Origin of the sequence: Vibrio sp. 5S239 (genome assembly GCF_041439575.1) — a bacterium.
In the GTDB taxonomy this organism is placed as follows: domain Bacteria; phylum Pseudomonadota; class Gammaproteobacteria; order Enterobacterales; family Vibrionaceae; genus Vibrio; species Vibrio kanaloae.
In genome coordinates, this window is sequence record NZ_JBGOOM010000003.1 from 82,719 (window position 1) to 102,105 (window position 19,387).

A 19,387-nucleotide genomic window follows, 5' to 3' on the forward strand; every position below is an offset into this window, starting at 1 on the left:
AAGACACAAAATTAAAGTGCAAATGTAATTTGCTTTCGTATGCCCAATAGATAAGGGCTCACGACACCTTTTCAAGGGTAAAAAGATATTTTTTTAAATTTATTTTGCTAAAAAAGGATGATTCGGCACGAATACCTATCATTACTGAGCTTATAACTTCCACAACTAGGTTTATCAGCCGCCGATCCACTCTTCTATAGAAAGAGCTTGTTTCTGTTTCTGTTTCTGTTTCTGTTTCTGTTTCTGTAAGCAGACTAGTTAAAAAGCTTTTCATCAACTCAACCTGCCCTAGTTTCTATTCAACCAAAGCGATAAAATATGGTTAACCTCTCACCCAATAAAAACGGAGCCATTTGGGCTCCGTTTATCTATTCAGGCTTTCTATTCAAGTTTCATCGATAGAACAAATAGCCTCTGATTATACTTCTGCTTTCTGTAATTCGGCTTCTTCGTTAACTTCTGCGCCGATTTCACCTTCAGACTTAGCAACGATAGTGTTAACCGCAGTATCACCGACCACGTTAGAAGAAGTACAGAACATGTCATTAATACGGTCAACAGCAGCAATGATAGCAAGACCTTCTGGTGGTAAACCTAGTTGGTGCAATAGAACACCTACCATTACAACACCACCACCTGGAACACCACCAGCACCGATAGACAGTAGCAGGATTGTTAGACCAAGAGTAAAGATGTCAGCAGTGTTGATTGGTTGACCGAATGCGTTTGCGACGAACATTGTCGCTAGTGCGATGTAGATAGATACACCAGACATATTCATTGTTGCACCTAGTGGAACACCGAAACCAGCTACTGATTTAGATACACCAAGCTTTTCAGTTAGGGTGCGCATTGTTACAGGAATCGTCGCATTCGAACTTGCCGTCGATAGTGAGAAAAGGATTTGCTCACGGATTGCACGTAGGAATTGCTTAGGTGTAATACCTGTCGCTAGGCCAACCATCATTGGGTAGAAGAAGAAAATCCAAAACACTAACATTGCAACTACTAGTGCAACATACCCAGCGACCGACATCAGGGTATTAGCATCAAGCGTTGCGCCCAGTTGAATCATCAGTGCAAATACACCAAATGGAGCCAGGCTCATGACGAGGCCGATAAGTTTCATCATGATTTCGTTAGCCATCTTGAACGTTTTTATCGCTGGACCGCCACGTGAATCAAGAGCTTGAATAGCAAGACCTGTCAAAATTGCCATGAAAATGATTTGTAGCATGTCACCACTTGCAAACGCTTCTACAGGGTTACTAGGAACGATATTCACAACGAGAGAGAAGATATCTGGCGTTTCAGTTGTTGTTAATTGAACTGTCTCAGAGATCGTTCCAGCTAGATCTGCGCCAGCACCCGGTTGGAAAATAAGACCAACGGTTAGGGCAGCAGAGATCGCGATGATGGTGTTGATAATGTAAAGAGCAAAAGTTTTACCACCTAGGCGACCGAAAGAACGAATATCTTTCAATTCAACAATGCCACACACGATAGAAACATATACCAGTGGAACAACCAATAGTTTGATCAAAGAGACAAACATACCACCAGCACCTTCTGCTAACCCAAGCAGATAAGTATCAAATATCGTAATACCGCTAAATAAGTACTGAATAGCAGTACCAATAAGTAGTCCTGCAAACAAGCCTACAAAAATCTTACTTGAGAGCGATTTATCCATCGTTCTTCTCCAGTCTGTTGTGTTTAAAATTTGTACTTTTATAGTTATATATGCGACTCAAATCGCTATATTGCAGTGGATTTTACATACAAAGATAACAATTAAAAGCACTTATTCACAAAAAATTTACAAATGTGACATCAAAACATTCCATCAATAACAATCAGTTTCATAACATAAAACTCTAAATGCCTGATCTGGATAAAATAAAGAGAACGACGTTATCAATACGTTTTTGATTACTATTTACGAGGACTCCAAGTTACAAGCATAAAAAAAGAGAGGCATATGCCTCTCTTTTCATTTCACATTAACCAGTGAATTATTTTGCAGTCGCTATTTACTCAGTAAGTGTGCCAGTCAATCACTTGACTACGTACTACTTTAATTATTTAGCAACCATAACCATCGCAGGGCGAACTACTCGACCGTTCAGCTCGTAGCCTTTTTGCATCACGAGCATAACTGTGTTTGATTCGTGATCTGGGCTGTCTTGAATAGACATCGCTTGGTGGAACTCAGGGTTGAACACTTCACCTTCAGGGTTAATCTCTCTGAGACCAAACTTAGCAACAGTATCAACAAATGTTTTGTGCGTAAGCTCAACACCTTCAAGGATTGGCTTAACCGCTTCATTCTCTGTATCACCAGCTTGAATTGCGCGCTCTAGGTTATCGATAACAGGAAGTAGACCTTCAGCAAACTTGTTCAAAGCAAATTTACGAGCTTTATCAATTTCTTGCTCGCTGCGGCGACGCATGTTTTCAACTTCAGCTTTTGCGCGAAGAACAGAATCTTGCTGTTCTTTCACTTTAGATTCGCTAGATAGCAACGCTGCTTCTAGTTGAGCAATTTTTGCTTCCTGCTCGTCAACAGCACCTTCATTAAGCTCAGCTTCTTCAACTTTCTCTGCTTCAGCAATGATCTGATCTAGCTCTTCTTCGGTTACTTTGTTTTCTTCGTTGCTCATGATATCTCCAGAATTCGTTTTCAATGCAAGTGACGGGCATGTTTGCGCCTCAAATTGATATAAAACACTCGCATAGACGTTCAACTTGCCTTTATTATGGGGATGAAGAATTTTGATTCAAGCCTAATTCGTTTGGAAACCGTATGAAAAAGCCATTTGAAGTCATCGCCATTATAGGTAAACCTCGAGATCAACAAGCAATTCAGACCCATAAAGAACTCTACCAATGGTTGAGTTCCGAGGGTTATCAAGTGTTTGTCGATGACAGACTCGCCAGTATTTTAGATGATATCCCAAAAAAACATTTTTCTAGCCTAATTGAATTAGGAAAGCGTGCCGATCTAGCGATTGTCGTCGGTGGTGATGGAAACATGCTCGGAGCAGCCAGGATCTTGTCACGTTTTGACATTTCGGTGATTGGTGTTAACCGAGGTAACCTTGGATTTCTAACCGATCTCAATCCTGAAAACTTCCAGAGTGCACTTACCGATGTACTCAAAGGAGAGTTCATGGAAGAAGAGCGCTTCTTACTTGAAACTGAAATTCACCGTCACGGCCAAATAAAAAGTCACAACGCCGCACTTAACGAAGCGGTACTTCACCCCGGTCAGGTTGCACATATGATCGAGTTTGAAGTATATATCGACGACAGCTTTGCCTTCTCACAGCGTTCTGATGGTTTGATCGTATCAACGCCAACAGGTTCTACCGCTTATTCGCTTTCTGGCGGCGGTCCTATTTTGTCATCAAGTTTGAATGCCATTTCCTTGGTCCCAATGTTTCCACATACGCTTTCAAGCCGGCCACTTGTCGTTGATGGTAAGCGCCGCATCAAGCTGATCGTATCGCCTGATAACCGCGGCACTCAAGAAGTGAGCTGCGATGGTCAAATCTCGCTACCGGTTTCCCCTGGCGATGAAATTCACATTTACCAAAGCCCAAATGTGCTCAAGCTAATCCACCCGAAAGACTACAACTACTATCATGTCCTACGTAATAAACTAGGCTGGTCGAGTAAGTTGTTTTAACTAAACGGCTCTAGCAATAACCGAAAATTTTAAAGGCTGACGACATTCGTCAGCCTTTTTTATCACCCATAGAAAGCCCGTCGGCCCTAGCTTCTCGTCAATTTCTTATACTGTCACTCCCAAGAGGGAGGAACGACTGAGTTGGGAATTTATAGCGGTTTCAGTGATCTACAGACAAGTTCAATTCTGAGAGCTATCGCAAAAAATTTTCACCTGTCGACTTTACTGTATAAAGAAACAGTATATACTGACCTTATATACAGTATTGTTCAGTTATACAGGTAAATAAAAATGCTGGCTCATTTAAGTGTTAATAATTTCGCTATTGTTAAGTCTTTACAGCTAGAACTTTCTAAAGGCATGACAACAATCACCGGGGAGACTGGTGCGGGTAAATCTATCGCTATCGATGCTTTAGGCTTGTGCCTTGGAGGAAGATCAGATGCAGGAATGGTAAGACAAGGTGAAGAAAAAACCGAAGTCAGTGCCGCTTTTTTACTTGAGAACAATATGCATGCAACTCGCTGGTTAGAAGACAACGAACTACTTGATGGCAGTGAGTGCATCCTGCGCAGAACCATATCAAAAGAAGGTCGTTCTCGTGCATTCATCAACGGTAGCCCTGTCCCTCTTTCGCAATTGAAATCGCTCGGGCAGCTGTTGATCAACATTCATGGCCAACACGCGCACCACCAGCTAATGAAAAGTGACTACCAAATGGCTATGCTTGATCAATACGCAGGCCACTTAAACCTATTGAAATCGACACGTAATGCTTACCAAGCATGGCGACAAGCGGATAACCACTTAAAAGAGTTGCGTGAAAATAACCAGCAAAACCAAGCTCAAAAACAACTTCTTGAATACCAAATCAAAGAGTTAAATGAGCTGTCTATTGGGGAGGAAGAATATGAAGACCTCGAACAAGAGCATAAGCGCCTCTCCAATAGCGGAGAATTGGCCTCAACCTGCCAGCAGGCTATCGAGCTTATTTACGAAGGCGAAGAAGTTAATGCGCTTAGTATTCTGCAATCGGCCAATCACTCCTTAATTCAGCTAGCTGAGCTAGATGAAAGATTGGCCGAGTTACCGAACTTGCTTTCTGAAGCGATTATTCAGATCGAAGAGACCAACAACGAGTTAAGAACATACCTAGACAGCATTGATGTTGATCCCGGTCGTATGGCTTACGTTGAAGAGCGTTTCTCAAAGGTGATGTCGATGTCTCGTAAACACCACGTGTTACCTGAAGAGCTTTATAAGCACCATCAAGACTTACTACAACAAGTTGAAGCGCTTGATTGCTCTGATGAAAAATTGGAAGAACTGGCAAACGAGGTAGAAAACCAATACCAATCGTTCGTTGCTAAATCAGAAAAGCTTCATAAATCTCGAACTCGTTACGCAAAAGAGCTCAACAAGCTGATCACGCAAAGCATGCACGAACTGAGCATGGAAAAAGCGCAGTTTGCCATTGAAGTGAACAACACCAACACACACCCTTCTCCATTGGGTATGGATAACGTGACCTTCATTGTTTCGACCAACCCAGGCCAACCAATGCAGCCGATTGCGAAAGTGGCCTCTGGTGGTGAGTTATCACGAATTTCATTAGCGATTCAGGTGATCACAGCGCAAAAAGTGGACACACCAAGCCTGATTTTCGATGAAGTCGATGTAGGTATCAGTGGACCAACCGCTGCGGTTGTCGGAAAAATGCTACGTAAGCTAGGCGAGTCTACGCAAGTGATGTGTGTGACGCACTTACCTCAAGTAGCCGGTTGCGGTCACCAACAACTTTTTGTAGCGAAGAACACGAAATCAGGTAAAACCGAGACTCAAATGCACACGCTTGATGAGCAACAACGCGTTTCAGAGCTTGCTCGACTGCTTGGTGGCAGCCAGATTACCGAATCGACGCTTGCCAACGCAAAAGAGTTATTAATCGCAGCTTAGGTTACATATTCAGCAACTTTCTGATAATTTACCGAAAAATCTTGGCAATTTTGCAACTTAATTCAAAATTGCCAGTCATAACAAGCTCAAAGCGCAAGGAGCTTTTTACTTCTTGCTGGAGCTTGTTTATTATCAGGCAGTATTTTAGCGAAGAAAGATCTCAAACTATGCGAATTAAAAAGTGGTTAGTTGCAGTTCCACTTGCACTAACAATGTTGACCGGTTGCTCTCTACTAGAGAAGTTGGTTTATCGAATTGACATCAATCAGGGTAACTATGTTGAACAGGAAGCTGTCGACCAGCTGAAGTTTGGCATGACAAAAACACAAGTTCGTTACGTTATGGGCTCACCAATGCTTATCGAAAACGGCTACCCAGATACGTGGTACTACATTTACCATCACACAAAAGGCCATGAAGACTCGATTCAGAAAAATCTCGTTGTTAACTTTGATGCGACTGGCACCTTAGTAACGATAAATGGTGATTTTGAAGCTAGTGATGAGTTCTTCGAAAGCCTTCGCTAGCTTTCTGGTCCAGCCGATAAAGCTATCAGTCGACAAAGCAAAGAATCGCGAAAGCCTGCTCACATGAGCAGGTTTTTTTATATCCACTAACAAGTCAACCTTAATCACCTAACCAGCAGATACAAAAAAAGCTCGCCGATGCGAGCTCTCTTCTCATTCAGATTCGTTGAGCATTTTTATTTTTTGGCAGCCGCTTTTGCTTGTTCAGCACGCTTACGGCGAATCTCTTTCGGATCAGCCAATAGTGCTCGATAGATTTCGATACGATCCTTATCACGAACCGTTGCATCTAACTTAACGTTGCGGCTGAATACGCCAACCTTGTTTTTCGCTAAGTCGATCTCTGGATACAGTTCCAAAACACCAGACTGTGCGATGATCTCTTCAACGGTCGCGTTCTTGTTCACAACTAAGGTAAACACACGCTGTTCGTGAGGAAGCGCAAACACGACTTCTACGTGGATCATATCTGATTCAATAGTCATGGTTTAGTACACCTGTTTCGCTCGTTGAGTAAAAGCGCTGACCATATTGCTCGTTAGTTCATTAAAAACCTTACCAAATGCCATTTCAATCATTCGACTAGAAAATTCAAACTCTAACTTAAGCTCAACCTTACAAGCTTGCTCGTCGAGCGGAGTAAAATACCAACCACCCTGCAGCTTTTTAAATGGACCGTCCACCAGCTCCATCAAGATCTCAGCACCATCCGCTAAACGGTTAGAGGTAGTAAATGTTTTGCTGATACCAGCTTTAGAGACATCAACTGAAGCCACCATAGTTGAATCTGAAGATTCGATCACACGTGAACCAGAACACCCTGGCAAAAACTCGTGATAACGAGCAACATCATTGACCAAGCTGAACATCTGGTCGGCACTAAAAGACACTAATGCTGAACGAGTAACCTTTGGCATATAGACTCCTGTTAAAGACAGCGTTACATTAACACAAACTGCAATTTTAATTGTATTGGGCCAGAGCGCAAATAAAAAGGATTCCCCATCTAGGGCTCAATCCGTATAATGAGGCCATTATGGCAAAGAATAAATCAAAATCAAAAGCTGGTAGCAATACCATTGCGCTTAACAAGAAAGCTCGCCACGAATATTTCATCGATGATGAGATAGAAGCGGGGCTTGAGCTACAAGGTTGGGAAGTAAAGTCCCTACGTGAAGGCAAAACCAATATCGCAGAAAGCTACGTTTACATCCGAGATGGCGAAGCATTCATCAGTGGTATGACGATCACTCCGCTTACTCAAGCGAGCACTCATATCGTGGCGAACCCAACACGTATCCGTAAACTCCTTATGTCGAGAAAAGAACTCGACAACCTTATCGGTCGTATTAACCGTGAAGGCATGACACTTGTCGCAACCGCACTTTACTGGTCTCGCTCTTGGGCGAAGATTAAAGTTGGCGTAGCGAAAGGTAAGAAGCTGCATGATAAACGTACTGATATGAAAGAAAAAGATTGGGCGAGAGACAAAGCACGAATTATGAAGAGTAATTTGCGTTAATTTTAAGCACTTAAACGCACAGCGCTAGACAGGTTAAGCTTTTCTGGTACTATACAAATAACACTTGGGGCTGATTTAGGATTCGACAGGAATTTTGAAGTCTGAGGTGCATGCCGTGGGGCGGTTGGCCACGTTAAAAGCCGCAAAAAAATAGTCGCAAACGACGAAAACTACGCACTAGCAGCTTAATAACCTGCTCAGAGCTCTCTTACCCTAGCTTCCGCTCGTAAGACGGGGAATAATAAGAGATCAAACCCAAACTAGCTAGCGTGGCTTCTCCCACCTGAGAGGAAAAGCGCGAATTATAATTCAGGTTAGCCTTTAACTAGCGTGTCGGTTCGCAGGTTGCTGGTGAAATTAAAGATCGACTAAGCATGTAGTACCAATGATGAATGATTTTTGGACGCGGGTTCAACTCCCGCCAGCTCCACCAAACGTTTGGAAAGGGCCAACTCGAAAGAGTTGGCCCTTTTTGTTTGTCTGAAGATCACAAAGTAGGACGCGTTCAACGACCAAGCCACTAGCAAGTCACACGTAAAATCAGACACTCAATAAAAAGCCACACATCCCAATACTGAAATGTGTGGCTGTTTAAAGCTGTTCTATTACGAACTTAGATAAGTTTAATCCATATCACCTAGCACATAATCTTCATCGCTGCTGACTACTGCGCCGTGCTTTAAGAAGTTCTTACCTAGGATCATGCTGTATTCAAAGCGAGAGCGATCTTGAAGGTTTACCCTCACCTCTTTCTCTAGGCCACCTAACTTAACCTTCATTTCAACGACAGGGCGAATGTTCACCTTCTCACCTTTCTTGGCTTTGATGCGCATGACCTCAATCACTGGCTTAGTGAAGTCTTGCTTATCGCCTTGGTTGTTTTGATAGGTAAAGCTCACTATGTCTTGGCCATCTTTCTTAAATCGTTTGATGTTAACTGCATTCATTGAGCTCACATCCGCACCAGTGTCGAGCTTAGCCGGGAACTTCATGCCGTTAACTTCAACGACTTCGATGTGCCCTACTTTAAATAGTGGCTCAGCTTTCAGAAGGTAATCAGAACGTGTATTAACGTAAACGCCCTCTTTCGCCATCTTCTTACCTAAAATAAAGTACGCTTCTTTCTCATTTGTATTGAGCACGTCGATAGCAAACTCTTGCGTACGCACGTTTCCAGACACCACAAACTCACCGCTGACAACCGGACGAGTATCATCACCGACTTTAAGCTTCTTAATAATTGGCTTGGTCACCTTCTGCTTCTCACCATTTACATCGGTAAGATAAAATTCAACGGAAGCATCTTTGCCTTTACCAGTCATCTCAAAGCTGTCGACCTTCAACAAAGGCGTGTTGACAGTAAATGAAGCAATAGCTTTCATATGGAAACCATCTAATGTGATATCTTCTTCCGGTGAGATAATCAGTGGCTCAGTCTTCTTCGCTACCTCGCTAAAATTATCAGATCCTTCAGAGAGAATATTTTCAGCGTTGGTATCAATCATGAAAAGTTCGCTAGCGGTGCTTGTACCAAATCTCAACTGTGACTCGCTACTCGCGCGGTCACGTAGGTACACCAGAACGTCTTTGGTTGTGTTTTCATCGAGTTGAACAGGCACATACACCAAAGGTCTCTTCTTACCGCTCACGCTTAACATACGAACCAACGGCAATGTCATCTCTTTCTGCTTGCCATCGTTATCGAACATATCAAACGTCACTTCACTGTTCTTCTTATCTACATCGATATCTTTTGCGTGAAGAATACTGTAGCGATTTTTTAATGAGAAGGTCGCGTTCATCGCCATTCCGGAGATAGACACCACTTCTTTACGGCCAACAACCGTCGCGTTTTCCTGCTCTTGCAAATAGTCGTAACCAGCAAACACTAAAGCGTTGTCAGCAAGGAAGGTTTTACCAATCAGCACTGGCGCAGAGAAGTGACTTCTGTCGGTCAGGTTAACGTCTGTTTTTAGCTCTTGGTCTGCAATGGTAAGCGACATTTTTACGGTAGGGCGAAGTAAAGGCGTGCTGCTGGTTCGGCTTCGTATCATGCTGACACGTTCTAAAGGCGCTTCGATTAATACCATGTCACCCGTACGTGGGTTTTGAACCTTGAAAGAGACCACAGCCTCATATTTCGCAAAGGTACTGCCTTCCCAGTCATTGTAGTCAACATCACTATTGTTCAACACATCTTCGGATAGCGCCGCCATCAACTCTTTGTCTTTGAGGTTTTGGTAGTCGGAATTAGAGCTCTTCACATGAATGTCTTCAGCATGCATAGAAGTGGTTTCTGCACCAGTATCAATTTTACCAATGAAAGGAACGTCTTTAAGCACTTGAACACTAGAGAGGTACACATTCTCTGTACGGCCTAGTACCGCTTTGCCATCGAGTTCGTAAGTCGGGTTTTGAGTGGTGTGTGAAGTGTCTGTAGCCAAAGAATATTGTGAAAAAAGTAGCGTACTTAGAAGAGTTAGAGCCAAAGATATCTTTTTCATTAGTTGGTCCGTTGTGATCAGTTCACTAATAATACTAGTGATTGAGCAAAGAGTTCCCCCACCAGTAATGGTTCTCACATAACGTTAACGCTATGAGTTTTTCAATGACAAACCGATGACTTTGCGCTGCATTCGCTTATCGATTATTGACTAATGGATACCCAATAACCTGTTCAATACGTGGTGTTCTATTGAAAAAATGAATACAAAAAAGGCCAACGACGAGCGCTGACCTTAGCTATTAAAAACACACATGAAGCGAGTTTAACTTGCTAAAAAACAAACGGTTTTAGATAAACATAGCACTAAAAGTCCCGACTGTTTTCTTTGCACAGATAGCGCGAGCTTTTTCTACGTTCTCATCTTTATTTTTGAGATAGCACTGTCGATAAGATTCGACGTAGCGCTCAAATAACACCTTGGCTTCAGGTTGGGGTTTAGAAAGCAGTTGGTTAACGAACTTTCTTGAGCCGACCTCAAAATGCTGAGTATCGATTGGGCTGTTCCAATCCCCTCCCCAGATCATAAACCCGTGATGGGCAAACAGCTCCACCACATCTTCAGCCATACCGCGGCGTTCTATTTCATCACGCGCACGAAAGCGAGTACGGTTCACATAGCTTGTTGCAGATTGTGAAGGCTTTACCGTGATTTTTCCGTTGCTATCGAACTCTAAGAAAGGGTTTTGAACTGGGTTGATGTCTATCGCCACACCATAAGCATGCTTCGACCAACCTCCTCCGCCGGTAATAGGACGAGCGTTAAACGCACTGCTGTTGTTCGCGTCCATCGAGGCGTTATCGTCACCTCTGAATTCACGCATAAGGCGAGCAGAATGAAGAGGAAAATTACGCTGTTTAAGCTCTGAAAAGATTTGTTCAACAGCAGGTGCAACCACATCAAGCACGATCATATTGCCCTGTTGCGTTTCCCCCTTGAAATTAATGAAATCGAAATCCACTTTGAATAGTCGCTCACAACCAACGGGCGCACCACGACTCAAGACATTGTTCTTTTTCATCATGTCGCATTGCCATTGAGATATAGGGGCAACTTGGGCATAACTCGCAGCACTGAGCACAGTGGCCAGCCAGCCGACAATAAAACGTTTCATATCAAAGACTCAAAAATAGCAAGAGTGAAAGTAGCAGAGTTGGAAAATAACATATTAAGCCAAGTTGAGCGCACGCTTTGTTAGCGCGTTTTGTCCCAATAGACAATCTCTCGAACCCGTCCGTTCTGGTCGATATCAGCTTCTTCACCAACATCAGAAGGCTCTGGTAAGGTCGATAATTGCGGAGCGTAATAGGCAACTAACATCAATACAAATGCATCATAGATATCGTCTATCGCCACGTCTTTACGCTTGGTGTTTGAAATGGCCAACGCCAAGCCTTCACACCATTGAGGAGCAAGTTTCTGAATAATAGAAAGCCGTTCCTCTTTGCCCTCTTGAGTTCGTTTGGAAAACGTCAGCGGTTCGCCTTTCAAAGCTGCAAACACCACCTCAGGATGTGATTCCCTGATAGAAAGGCTTGAGTGAGATTCAATGAGCTCATCAAGCTCGCGGATCTTCGGAACAATCCCCCAAGTCTGTTTAGAAAACTTCTTATCAAGCTGATCCACATTGGCACAGCACGCCGCAATGTAATCGGTTTGATAAACCGCCTCTCGGCACGGTACTGGAAACACCGAAGAGCCCCGTTTGCTGGTAAGGAAACGTCTTGCTGCTTTGTCGCATAATCTATCTGGAGTGAGCGAATCGCTAAAGCCAATAGGCATGTCGATTAACGCTGTTGCTTTCGTAAGATCATCAACCAGCTCATCGAGCGTGTTTACCACTTTAAACGTAGGTGGCTCATTGCCAGTGGCAATCCAAGCGATCCAACCCGCCTTGCAGCCATCAATTCCGATGTATTCCATTATGTTCTCGATGATTAGTTTATTGAGGACTATTTTGGACAACTAGCCCACTTAATGATCAGTGCCACTCACTAATCAACAGTCTGCTTTTTACACCACGTACTTGTAAACCCATTGCTTCAAACACCTCTTCGAAGTCTCGACAGTGGAGTGGAATATTGGGTAAAGAAAGTGCCGCTTCAGAAAAGAACTGCTGTTCAAAATAAGTGGAATCGATGAGGACATATGTGTTATTGGAGTAAGGAAACTAACACCATAGTAATAGTGGCCCTACCGGATTACTAGTGGCGCATATAAGTTCAGCCACCTCCATCAACATTCATCGTTAGTAGCTGTTTTATATCAATATATATCAATCGAGCCATTCCAGTGAGAAACACCTAACATCAAACTCCATAGAAAAGTGAAACAAACAAGGTGCAAGCTGACGTGCGAACAGAGATAATTGTTTGAAGATGATTAACTCGCCTCAAGCGCCTAGCTGATAAAGACTAATGAACACATACTCGCACATAGATACCCCATTCAACCTGCGCCACACCTGCTGGTTTTGTGGTGAACCTTCCAGTAACCTTGTTGAATTTCCTAAGACAGCGCAGGGTGTTGCCAAGATTGGCCATTCACCAATAGCGCTGCCGGCTTGTAATGAGTGCGCGGGTGTTAGGTATGCAAAAGATCTGACTTCGATTTGGGCGGTGCGCGATCAGATAAAACACGCACTCATCGATAAATACGCTAAGCACTTAGGCATAGGTGAGAACTGGACGGAGCAAGAGCTGATTGATTCTGATTTCTCGGGTTCGACGCTCGGTGGGTTTGGGCGCAGTGCTTGGAAGATGTATCAAATCGCCAAGCAACGCGTCGATTATAAAGGCTGGCCTTTGTCGGTTGATGACATCCCACTTGAGGTCTACGACGAAACCAGTGGCTTTGAGTTTGACGGTACTCGCTATGCTTCAATCAATTCATGTATCGATTATTTCACCAAGGCTTCGGGCGTAGACAAAGAGCTGCTATCGCAACTTGTCGACATAGTTTCAACAGACCGTTTTAGCTACGCACTGCGAATCGCCAAGCTGAACAAGAATGTCTCTAATACCAAACGCTCAGAGATCATCGAAGAAATTTTGCAGCAAGAGTCCGAACAAGAAGAGATACAGCTTGAACAAGCCAATTCACTGTTCAACCCAAATGTCGAAGAGGTCAGCATTTCAGGTTCGACGGCTCCGGTGTTCGCTATTCAATGGGCAATGATGAATAACGTGAAAGATTTAGCCCACCTTTGTGCTCTCGAAGATGAGTATTTTGACTATTTCGAGCACCTCGGCGGCCCTGCAGCTTTCATGTCCTATAACGGCCTACAACTCTATTTAGAGTCGCGTCAATATCCGGAATGGGTAGAAAAGTCGGATCCAAATAAACAGTATTGGTGATCATCAGCCATTACTGGTGAACACGTGTAAGCTCGATAACTGTGTCAAACACCCATTGTTAGTCATTGTTTTATATAAAGATCTAAAAACAGAACCCTATAACAGTTAATTGTTGCAATTCGGTTAAATAGAGTGAAAACTTCAAGCATCTAAAACTATTTAATCACTGCAATTTTGCGGTGAGTAAGGAGTGAATTGTGCTTGCTGTTCTTCGTATTATTTTGGCTACGGTGTTTATTATTTTCACCACTCTATGTGCTTTTGTTTACTGCTTGTTTAGCCCCAAGAACCCCAAGCATGTGTACGTTTTCTGTCGCTGGTTCAACCAACTCCAAAAGATCATCGGTGTAAAACTGGTGCAGCGCGGCCTAGACAATGCCCCAACACCAGAAAACAGCGTCTACATCTCTAACCATCAAAGCATATTGGACTTTGTGACCGACCCTGGAATGTTAAGGCCTCGCACGGTGACATTGGGCAAGCGCGATTTGTTGTACGTTCCTTTCTTTGGTCTGCTGTATTGGATCACCGGTAACATCATGATTAACCGCGAAGACAAGTCCAAAGCACGCGATACCATCAAGCAAGTGACGGAAGCGATTCATCAGAGAGATCTGTCTGTTTGGGTTTACCCTGAAGGAACCCGTAGTAAAGGGCGTGGATTATTGCCATTCAAAACAGGCGCTTTCCGAATGGCGATTGAAGCTGGTGTGCCTATCACCCCAATGTGTACCAGCACCACACACAATAAGATCGACTTGAATCGAGCCAATAATGGCATTGTGATCACCGAGATGCTTGAACCTATCGATGTTACTGAATACAAGCTCAGTGATGCTAAAGCGCTTGCCAATCGCTGTCATGCATTGATGGCTGAGAAAATAGCTCAGCTAGATGAAGAAGTGGCGCATTTAGAAACACAAACTAATCCAGATCTGGATTCAGATAGCTCTTATACACGCTAGCCCTTTGTAGGTTGACGGCCCAATATTGACTCACGATCAGATTGCTCACATAGGTCAATAACCTTCCGCTATTACCCCGCACTTTGCTTGTTTATTTTAATCATTATTTATGCACTTAGTCAAACAAAAGCAAAAGCAATCAGTTGCATTTAAGGTTAAATAAAACGATTTACGAACTAGCACTAAGCGTTAACAAATGCCTCCTGTAACTTGCTTTATGTCACAAGAATTCTATTGCATAGTTAAATAATTTAACACTTACATTACAAGTGAAGTATTGTGTTGTTCGAAAAACAATCATAAGTAAAACTAACAGGGAAAATACTCATGCAGTCATTCGTTGATTTTTTGAATGGAATAATCTGGAGTCCAGTACTTATCTACCTATGTTTAGGTGCTGGTTTGTTCTACTCCATCATGACTCGATTTGTACAAATCCGTCACTTCTTTGAAATGTGGCGCTTGTTACTTTCGGGTAAAAGTTCAACCAAAGGTATCTCATCTTTCCAAGCTCTAGCTGTTTCGCTATCTGGCCGTGTAGGTACAGGTAACATTGCAGGTGTTGCTGCTGCTATCGGTTTCGGTGGCCCAGGTGCGGTATTCTGGATGTGGGTTGTAGCCTTCTTTGGCGCCGCGACTGCTTTCGCAGAATCTACGTTAGCGCAAATCTATAAAGAAGAAGACGAAGGCCAGTTCCGTGGTGGCCCGGCTTACTACATCGAAAAAGCGATGGGTCAGAAATGGTACGCATGGATCTTTGCAATCGCGACTATTTTTGCTTGTGGTATTTTACTTCCAGGTGTTCAGTCAAACAGTATCGGTAACGCTGTAGAAGCTGCATTTGGTTCAGGTGCTATGATCGAAACAGCTGTCGGTACATTCAGTTTCGCTAAAATTTTCACTGGTACTGTTGTCGCTATCATTCTTGGCTTCATCATCTTCGGTGGTGTTAAACGTATTGCGAACTTCACGCAGATCGTTGTCCCATTCATGGCATTGGCTTACATCATCATCGCGTTCGTTATCATCCTACTGAACATCGGCCAAGTTCCGGTTGTTTTCTCTATGATAGTTAGTGATGCATTCACACCTATGGCGGGCTTCGGTGCTGCAATTGGTTGGGGTGTTAAGCGTGGTGTTTACTCAAACGAAGCGGGTCAAGGTACTGGTCCTCACGCGGCTGCGGCGGCAAGTGTTGATCACCCGGCTCAGCAAGGTCTGGTTCAATCCTTCTCTATCTACATCGATACACTTCTAGTCTGTTCTGCAACCGCGTTTATGATCATCATCACTGGTGCTTACAACGTTCACGGCGGTGCAGAAGGTGTATTCCTTGTTCAGAACTTAGCAGCCAACATTGGTGCGAATGGTCCTGTATTTACACAGCTTGCAATTGAAAGTGCTCTACCAGGGGTTGGTAAGCCGTTCATCGCATTTGCTCTGTTCTTCTTCGCATTTACAACGATTCTTGCTTACTACTACATCGCAGAAACGAACATTGCTTACTTACGTCGTACCATCAAAATCCCTGGCATGATGTTCGTACTTAAGCTTGTTCTTATCACTGCGGTTTTCTATGGCACAGTTAAAACAGCGAACCTTGCATGGGCAATGGGTGATGTAGGTGTTGGCTTGATGGCATGGTTAAACATCGTCGGTATTCTGATTATCTTCTTCATGTCTAAGCCTGCGCTTAAAGCACTGGCTGATTACGAAGAGCAACAGAAACAAGGCGTCACTGAGTACACGTTCAACCCTGTGAAACTAGGTATTAAAGGGGCGACTTACTGGGAAGAGAAGTACAAGCGTAAAACAGGTAAGTCTCCTGAAGCTGAAGCTGCAGACACTAAACCTGTAGAGCAACCTTCAGCTTAAGCTTGTGCCTTAACAAATGGATTGCTTTAGCAAATAGCTCGCTTTAACTCGCGCTATTAATAACGCATAAAAAAGGGGTTAGCCATTTCGGCTAACCCCTTTTGTTTTATTCATAACCAATAAACGGCTTATAACAAACTAACTGTTCCCGAGTTAGAGTATTAAGCAGCGATTTCTTGTGTTGCCAGTTGAGGTGCTTTCTTCTCACCGATAGGCAGAACTGTGCGGCCGTATTCGTTGTTGATTACTTGTGCCATTGCAAAGTAGATAGCTGAAGCGCCACAGAAGATACCTTCAAAACCAGCGATAGTGCCGATGAGTTCGCTACCAGTGAAATCACGAGCTGCAAGTAGGAAGAACAAGATAGTTAGTGAACCGAATACTACTTGCTTCGCTACTGGGTAGCATAGAGAACCGATGAACATGAAGCCAGTGAAGATGCCCCATAGAAGTAGGTACCAACCCATGAATGCAGCAGGGCTTGCTGGTAGGCCCATGTAAGGCATTACGATCAAACCAACTAGAGATAACCAAAATAGGCCATATGAAGTAAATGCAGTCGTACCGAACGTATCACCACGTTTGAAACACATAGTGCCCACGATAACTTGGCTCAAACCACCGTAAAAAATACCCATTGCAAGAATCATAGAATCGATTGGGAAAAAACCTGCGTTATGGATATTAAGAAGAATAGTGGTCATACCGAAACCCATTAAGCCTAATGGCGCTGGGTTAGCTAGTTTGGTCGACATTACGAATTTACCTTATTAAAGTGGTTAATTAAAAAAAAACGATAAAAATTATCATAAAATTTTAATCTATAAACCGTACGACTAGGTAATCCAGTTATCGAAAACTAAGATTGTACAAATGATCTTATGGAGAATTGATTTTATAGTGAACATATTGATTCATTGAAATTATCAATTAATAGGCTCTCTATCGCGCTTGTTTGTTTAGGTACGAGTAAACGAGATTCGGGATGCGGAGAAGATGTTTAGACTGAAGTAAGTGAGATGCAGGTTATAAAATGAAGAACAATAGATAGAGAGCAAGCTTTTCGTTACTCGTTTACTCGCATCCCGTATCTATTCATTAAACCTCATCCCTCGTTTGTAATCTTAAATTACGCTTGTTGTATTTTAGAATCAGAGACTTGAGGTTGAACTTCTGAAGAAGCGTTTTTACTCGCATCACGCTTGGCTAGCAGTGTCACCACAAGCAACTGAACAACAAGAGCACCCAACACAACCAGTGCACTTCCCGTAAAGCCTGCCACTACAAAACTAATCAGAGCAATAGAACCGTTCATCAACGCATAAGGAAGCTGTGTCTTAAAGTGTTCAAACTGATCACACCCTGCCCCTGTTGAAGAAAGAATCGTTGTTTCAGAGATCGGTGAGCAATGGTCACCAAACAAACCACCAGACAACACTGCGCCAATTGCGACGAGTAGTGGTGCATCAATCGCAATCGCGGTTGGAATAACCAATGGCATCATTATCGCGAAGGTTCCCCACGACGAACCGGTAGCAAATGAAATAATGGCCGACAACAAAAAAGCGACCGCAGGCACTAGCCAATAAGGGAAACCACTCTGTGCTTGCTCGGCAATATAAGCCGCTGCACCCAACTCTTTACCGACTGTACTTAACGCCCAAGCCAATACCAAAATGATCGCCACGGGCATCATGTTTCCCATACCTTTTAAGTACACTGAAACACCATCAGATAGCTTTCTTACTCCGTAGTAAGCCATGAGTGAAATCAAGGTGATCGCGGCAAAGAAGTAAGCCGATGATAAAGCTGCTCTGAACGATGAACCCGCGACCTTTTGGAACGGGAAGCCTTGTGGAACCAACATGGCACACAACACCACCAGCATCACTAACAATGGTGCCCAGACAAAAGATGCTGTTGCATTTTTATGCGAGAACGGATTTAGTGATTCGTTATTCACGCCAGAGTTAATTCCCGCTTGGCACTCGCGCTCAGCTTTTGCCATTGGCCCAAAGTCTAAACCTTTAACGGACACGAGCGGAACGATGAAAACCGCGAGGAATGCGTAGAACTGAAAAGGAATTGCACCGATGAACGCATCCCAATCGGACATGTTGACATTCAACGCCGTAAACTCTTTTTGGATCAGGCTCATGATGTAAACGCCCCACCCAATGAAAGGAATAAGGATGGCAACTGGCGACGAGGTTGAGTCGATAATGAATGCTAGCTTCTGTCTAGAAAGTTTCAGTTTATCGAAAAGGGGACGAAAAACAGGGCCAACGATTAAAGGGGTGCCTAAGTCAGAGAAAAATATAACGATTCCACCCAACCATGCTGACAATTGAGCTTGGCATTTATTGCTTACCCACTGAGTCACTCGCTTTGCAAACGCAACGCCACCACCTGACTTCTCCATCAGAGCAACAAAGCCACCGATGAACACCAACAGCATGATCACACCAGCGTTGTAGCTGTCAGTAAGTTGGGGGACTAAGTAACCTTTGACCATGGTACCAAACGTATCAAGCGGATTGAGTTCGCTAAACATGCCAGTCAGCATCGCAACACCACTTAGCACGCCAGCAAAAAGGCCAATCACCACATTCCTTGTCGCCAACGACAACACCAAAGTAATCACAATGGGGATGAGTGACGTGATATCTGTCTGTTCCATAGGTACACCTTACCCTAAAATAAAAGAATAAATATAAATTAAATTTGAATATAAATTCACAAGGAGTATTTGTACAGAACTTTATTTCCTAACAGAGTAATTAGCCTTCACATAGGGATTAGGTCGCTAAAATAGCTTGGAAGAATTCATGTCGCTAATCGTTTTTAGACTTGAATTTCTAACCTCATTGATCGCTTCGCTGATTTGTGGTGATCATTCGGAAGAAGCGGAAACAGACCTAGCAACGTCTTATTATAAGTAGATAAGCTGAATATATATCGGTCACAGAAGATCGTTAATCAAAGGTCAGT

Annotated in this window: 16 protein-coding genes and 1 other RNA gene; 8 read left to right on the top strand and 9 right to left on the bottom strand. The window is 43.3% G+C overall.

Features of this window, described 5'->3' with window-relative positions:
* Nucleotides 1-418 precede the first annotated feature (418 nt).
* Both ACED48_RS03920 and grpE read right to left on the bottom strand, forming a co-directional pair.
* On the bottom strand, nucleotides 419-1,693 hold the full coding sequence (locus tag ACED48_RS03920; protein ID WP_017056732.1) for a dicarboxylate/amino acid:cation symporter: 1,275 nt from the start codon (nucleotides 1,691-1,693) through the stop codon (nucleotides 419-421).
* A gap of 388 nt (nucleotides 1,694-2,081) precedes the next feature.
* Nucleotides 2,082-2,663, bottom strand: coding sequence for a nucleotide exchange factor GrpE (gene grpE, locus ACED48_RS03925; RefSeq protein WP_017056731.1), 582 nt, complete (start codon nucleotides 2,661-2,663; stop codon nucleotides 2,082-2,084).
* Between the two features lie 143 nt (nucleotides 2,664-2,806).
* Here grpE and nadK point away from each other — a divergent pair, with 143 nt between their 5' ends.
* The 3 genes from nadK (at nucleotide 2,807) to bamE (ending at nucleotide 6,174) form a co-directional block, all read left to right on the top strand.
* Nucleotides 2,807-3,691 (top strand): NAD(+) kinase, encoded by an 885-nt coding sequence (nadK, locus tag ACED48_RS03930; protein WP_017056730.1) that lies wholly within the window; start codon nucleotides 2,807-2,809, stop codon nucleotides 3,689-3,691.
* A gap of 291 nt (nucleotides 3,692-3,982) precedes the next feature.
* Entirely contained in the window at nucleotides 3,983-5,647 is a 1,665-nt protein-coding gene (gene recN, locus ACED48_RS03935) for a DNA repair protein RecN (protein ID WP_017056729.1), read from the top strand.
* Between the two features lie 167 nt (nucleotides 5,648-5,814).
* On the top strand, nucleotides 5,815-6,174 hold the full coding sequence (gene bamE / locus ACED48_RS03940; protein WP_010438918.1) for an outer membrane protein assembly factor BamE: 360 nt from the start codon (nucleotides 5,815-5,817) through the stop codon (nucleotides 6,172-6,174).
* 176 nt (nucleotides 6,175-6,350) lie between these two features.
* Here bamE and ACED48_RS03945 read toward each other — a convergent pair whose 3' ends face one another.
* A complete protein-coding gene (locus ACED48_RS03945; RefSeq protein ID WP_017056728.1) occupies nucleotides 6,351-6,659 on the bottom strand; it encodes an RnfH family protein in 309 nt (102 codons plus the stop codon).
* A gap of 3 nt (nucleotides 6,660-6,662) precedes the next feature.
* On the bottom strand, nucleotides 6,663-7,091 hold the full coding sequence (locus ACED48_RS03950) for an SRPBCC family protein (RefSeq protein ID WP_004735157.1): 429 nt from the start codon (nucleotides 7,089-7,091) through the stop codon (nucleotides 6,663-6,665).
* Nucleotides 7,092-7,210: 119 nt separating this feature from the next.
* On the opposite strand from ACED48_RS03950, the gene smpB reads away from it, so the two are divergent.
* Nucleotides 7,211-7,696 (top strand): SsrA-binding protein SmpB, encoded by a 486-nt coding sequence (smpB, locus tag ACED48_RS03955; RefSeq protein WP_004735156.1) that lies wholly within the window; start codon nucleotides 7,211-7,213, stop codon nucleotides 7,694-7,696.
* Nucleotides 7,697-7,762: 66 nt separating this feature from the next.
* Nucleotides 7,763-8,129, top strand: a transfer-messenger RNA (tmRNA) gene (ssrA, locus tag ACED48_RS03960).
* Between the two features lie 190 nt (nucleotides 8,130-8,319).
* Here the strand turns inward: ssrA and ACED48_RS03965 are convergent.
* The 3 genes from ACED48_RS03965 to ACED48_RS03975 form a co-directional block, all read right to left on the bottom strand.
* Nucleotides 8,320-10,200 carry a RimK/LysX family protein gene (locus tag ACED48_RS03965; RefSeq protein WP_017056727.1) on the bottom strand — a complete coding sequence of 627 codons (1,881 nt, stop codon included), beginning with the start codon at nucleotides 10,198-10,200 and terminating at the stop codon, nucleotides 8,320-8,322.
* 289 nt (nucleotides 10,201-10,489) lie between these two features.
* A complete protein-coding gene (locus ACED48_RS03970) occupies nucleotides 10,490-11,314 on the bottom strand; it encodes a M15 family metallopeptidase (RefSeq protein WP_017056726.1) in 825 nt (274 codons plus the stop codon).
* Between the two features lie 80 nt (nucleotides 11,315-11,394).
* Nucleotides 11,395-12,123, bottom strand: coding sequence for a DUF429 domain-containing protein (locus ACED48_RS03975; protein WP_017056725.1), 729 nt, complete (start codon nucleotides 12,121-12,123; stop codon nucleotides 11,395-11,397).
* Nucleotides 12,124-12,617: 494 nt separating this feature from the next.
* Between ACED48_RS03975 and ACED48_RS03980 the strand changes: the two genes are divergently transcribed.
* From ACED48_RS03980 to ACED48_RS03990, 3 genes are all read left to right on the top strand, one after another.
* Nucleotides 12,618-13,556, top strand: a complete 939-nt coding sequence (locus tag ACED48_RS03980; RefSeq protein WP_017056724.1) for a hypothetical protein — start codon at nucleotides 12,618-12,620, stop codon at nucleotides 13,554-13,556.
* Nucleotides 13,557-13,753: 197 nt separating this feature from the next.
* Nucleotides 13,754-14,521 carry a 1-acylglycerol-3-phosphate O-acyltransferase gene (locus ACED48_RS03985; RefSeq protein WP_017056723.1) on the top strand — a complete coding sequence of 256 codons (768 nt, stop codon included), beginning with the start codon at nucleotides 13,754-13,756 and terminating at the stop codon, nucleotides 14,519-14,521.
* Nucleotides 14,522-14,848: 327 nt separating this feature from the next.
* Nucleotides 14,849-16,396: a sodium:alanine symporter family protein gene (locus tag ACED48_RS03990; protein ID WP_017056722.1), complete on the top strand. Its 1,548-nt coding sequence runs from the start codon at nucleotides 14,849-14,851 to the stop codon at nucleotides 16,394-16,396.
* A gap of 161 nt (nucleotides 16,397-16,557) precedes the next feature.
* On the opposite strand, the gene ACED48_RS03995 is transcribed toward ACED48_RS03990, so the two are convergent.
* Both ACED48_RS03995 and ACED48_RS04000 read right to left on the bottom strand, forming a co-directional pair.
* Nucleotides 16,558-17,151 carry a GPR1/FUN34/YaaH family transporter gene (locus tag ACED48_RS03995; protein ID WP_017056721.1) on the bottom strand — a complete coding sequence of 198 codons (594 nt, stop codon included), beginning with the start codon at nucleotides 17,149-17,151 and terminating at the stop codon, nucleotides 16,558-16,560.
* A gap of 374 nt (nucleotides 17,152-17,525) precedes the next feature.
* A complete protein-coding gene (locus ACED48_RS04000; RefSeq protein WP_017056720.1) occupies nucleotides 17,526-19,076 on the bottom strand; it encodes a Na+/H+ antiporter NhaC family protein in 1,551 nt (516 codons plus the stop codon).
* Between the last annotated feature and the right edge of the window lie 311 nt (nucleotides 19,077-19,387).

What these genes read in the sequence shown, in the direction of transcription:
- ACED48_RS03950 (WP_004735157.1), bottom strand. Translation starts at nt 7,091, where the DNA reads ATGCCAAAGGTTACTCGTTCAGCATTAGTGTCTTTTAGTGCCGACCAG.
- ACED48_RS03970 (WP_017056726.1), bottom strand. Translation starts at nt 11,314, where the DNA reads ATGAAACGTTTTATTGTCGGCTGGCTGGCCACTGTGCTCAGTGCTGCG.
- recN (WP_017056729.1), top strand. Translation starts at nt 3,983, where the DNA reads ATGCTGGCTCATTTAAGTGTTAATAATTTCGCTATTGTTAAGTCTTTA.
- nadK (WP_017056730.1), top strand. Translation starts at nt 2,807, where the DNA reads ATGAAAAAGCCATTTGAAGTCATCGCCATTATAGGTAAACCTCGAGAT.
- bamE (WP_010438918.1), top strand. Translation starts at nt 5,815, where the DNA reads ATGCGAATTAAAAAGTGGTTAGTTGCAGTTCCACTTGCACTAACAATG.
- ACED48_RS03995 (WP_017056721.1), bottom strand. Translation starts at nt 17,151, where the DNA reads ATGTCGACCAAACTAGCTAACCCAGCGCCATTAGGCTTAATGGGTTTC.
- ACED48_RS03920 (WP_017056732.1), bottom strand. Translation starts at nt 1,693, where the DNA reads ATGGATAAATCGCTCTCAAGTAAGATTTTTGTAGGCTTGTTTGCAGGA.
- ACED48_RS03945 (WP_017056728.1), bottom strand. Translation starts at nt 6,659, where the DNA reads ATGACTATTGAATCAGATATGATCCACGTAGAAGTCGTGTTTGCGCTT.
- ACED48_RS04000 (WP_017056720.1), bottom strand. Translation starts at nt 19,076, where the DNA reads ATGGAACAGACAGATATCACGTCACTCATCCCCATTGTGATTACTTTG.
- ACED48_RS03965 (WP_017056727.1), bottom strand. Translation starts at nt 10,200, where the DNA reads ATGAAAAAGATATCTTTGGCTCTAACTCTTCTAAGTACGCTACTTTTT.
- ACED48_RS03975 (WP_017056725.1), bottom strand. Translation starts at nt 12,123, where the DNA reads ATGGAATACATCGGAATTGATGGCTGCAAGGCGGGTTGGATCGCTTGG.
- grpE (WP_017056731.1), bottom strand. Translation starts at nt 2,663, where the DNA reads ATGAGCAACGAAGAAAACAAAGTAACCGAAGAAGAGCTAGATCAGATC.
- ACED48_RS03980 (WP_017056724.1), top strand. Translation starts at nt 12,618, where the DNA reads ATGAACACATACTCGCACATAGATACCCCATTCAACCTGCGCCACACC.
- ACED48_RS03990 (WP_017056722.1), top strand. Translation starts at nt 14,849, where the DNA reads ATGCAGTCATTCGTTGATTTTTTGAATGGAATAATCTGGAGTCCAGTA.
- smpB (WP_004735156.1), top strand. Translation starts at nt 7,211, where the DNA reads ATGGCAAAGAATAAATCAAAATCAAAAGCTGGTAGCAATACCATTGCG.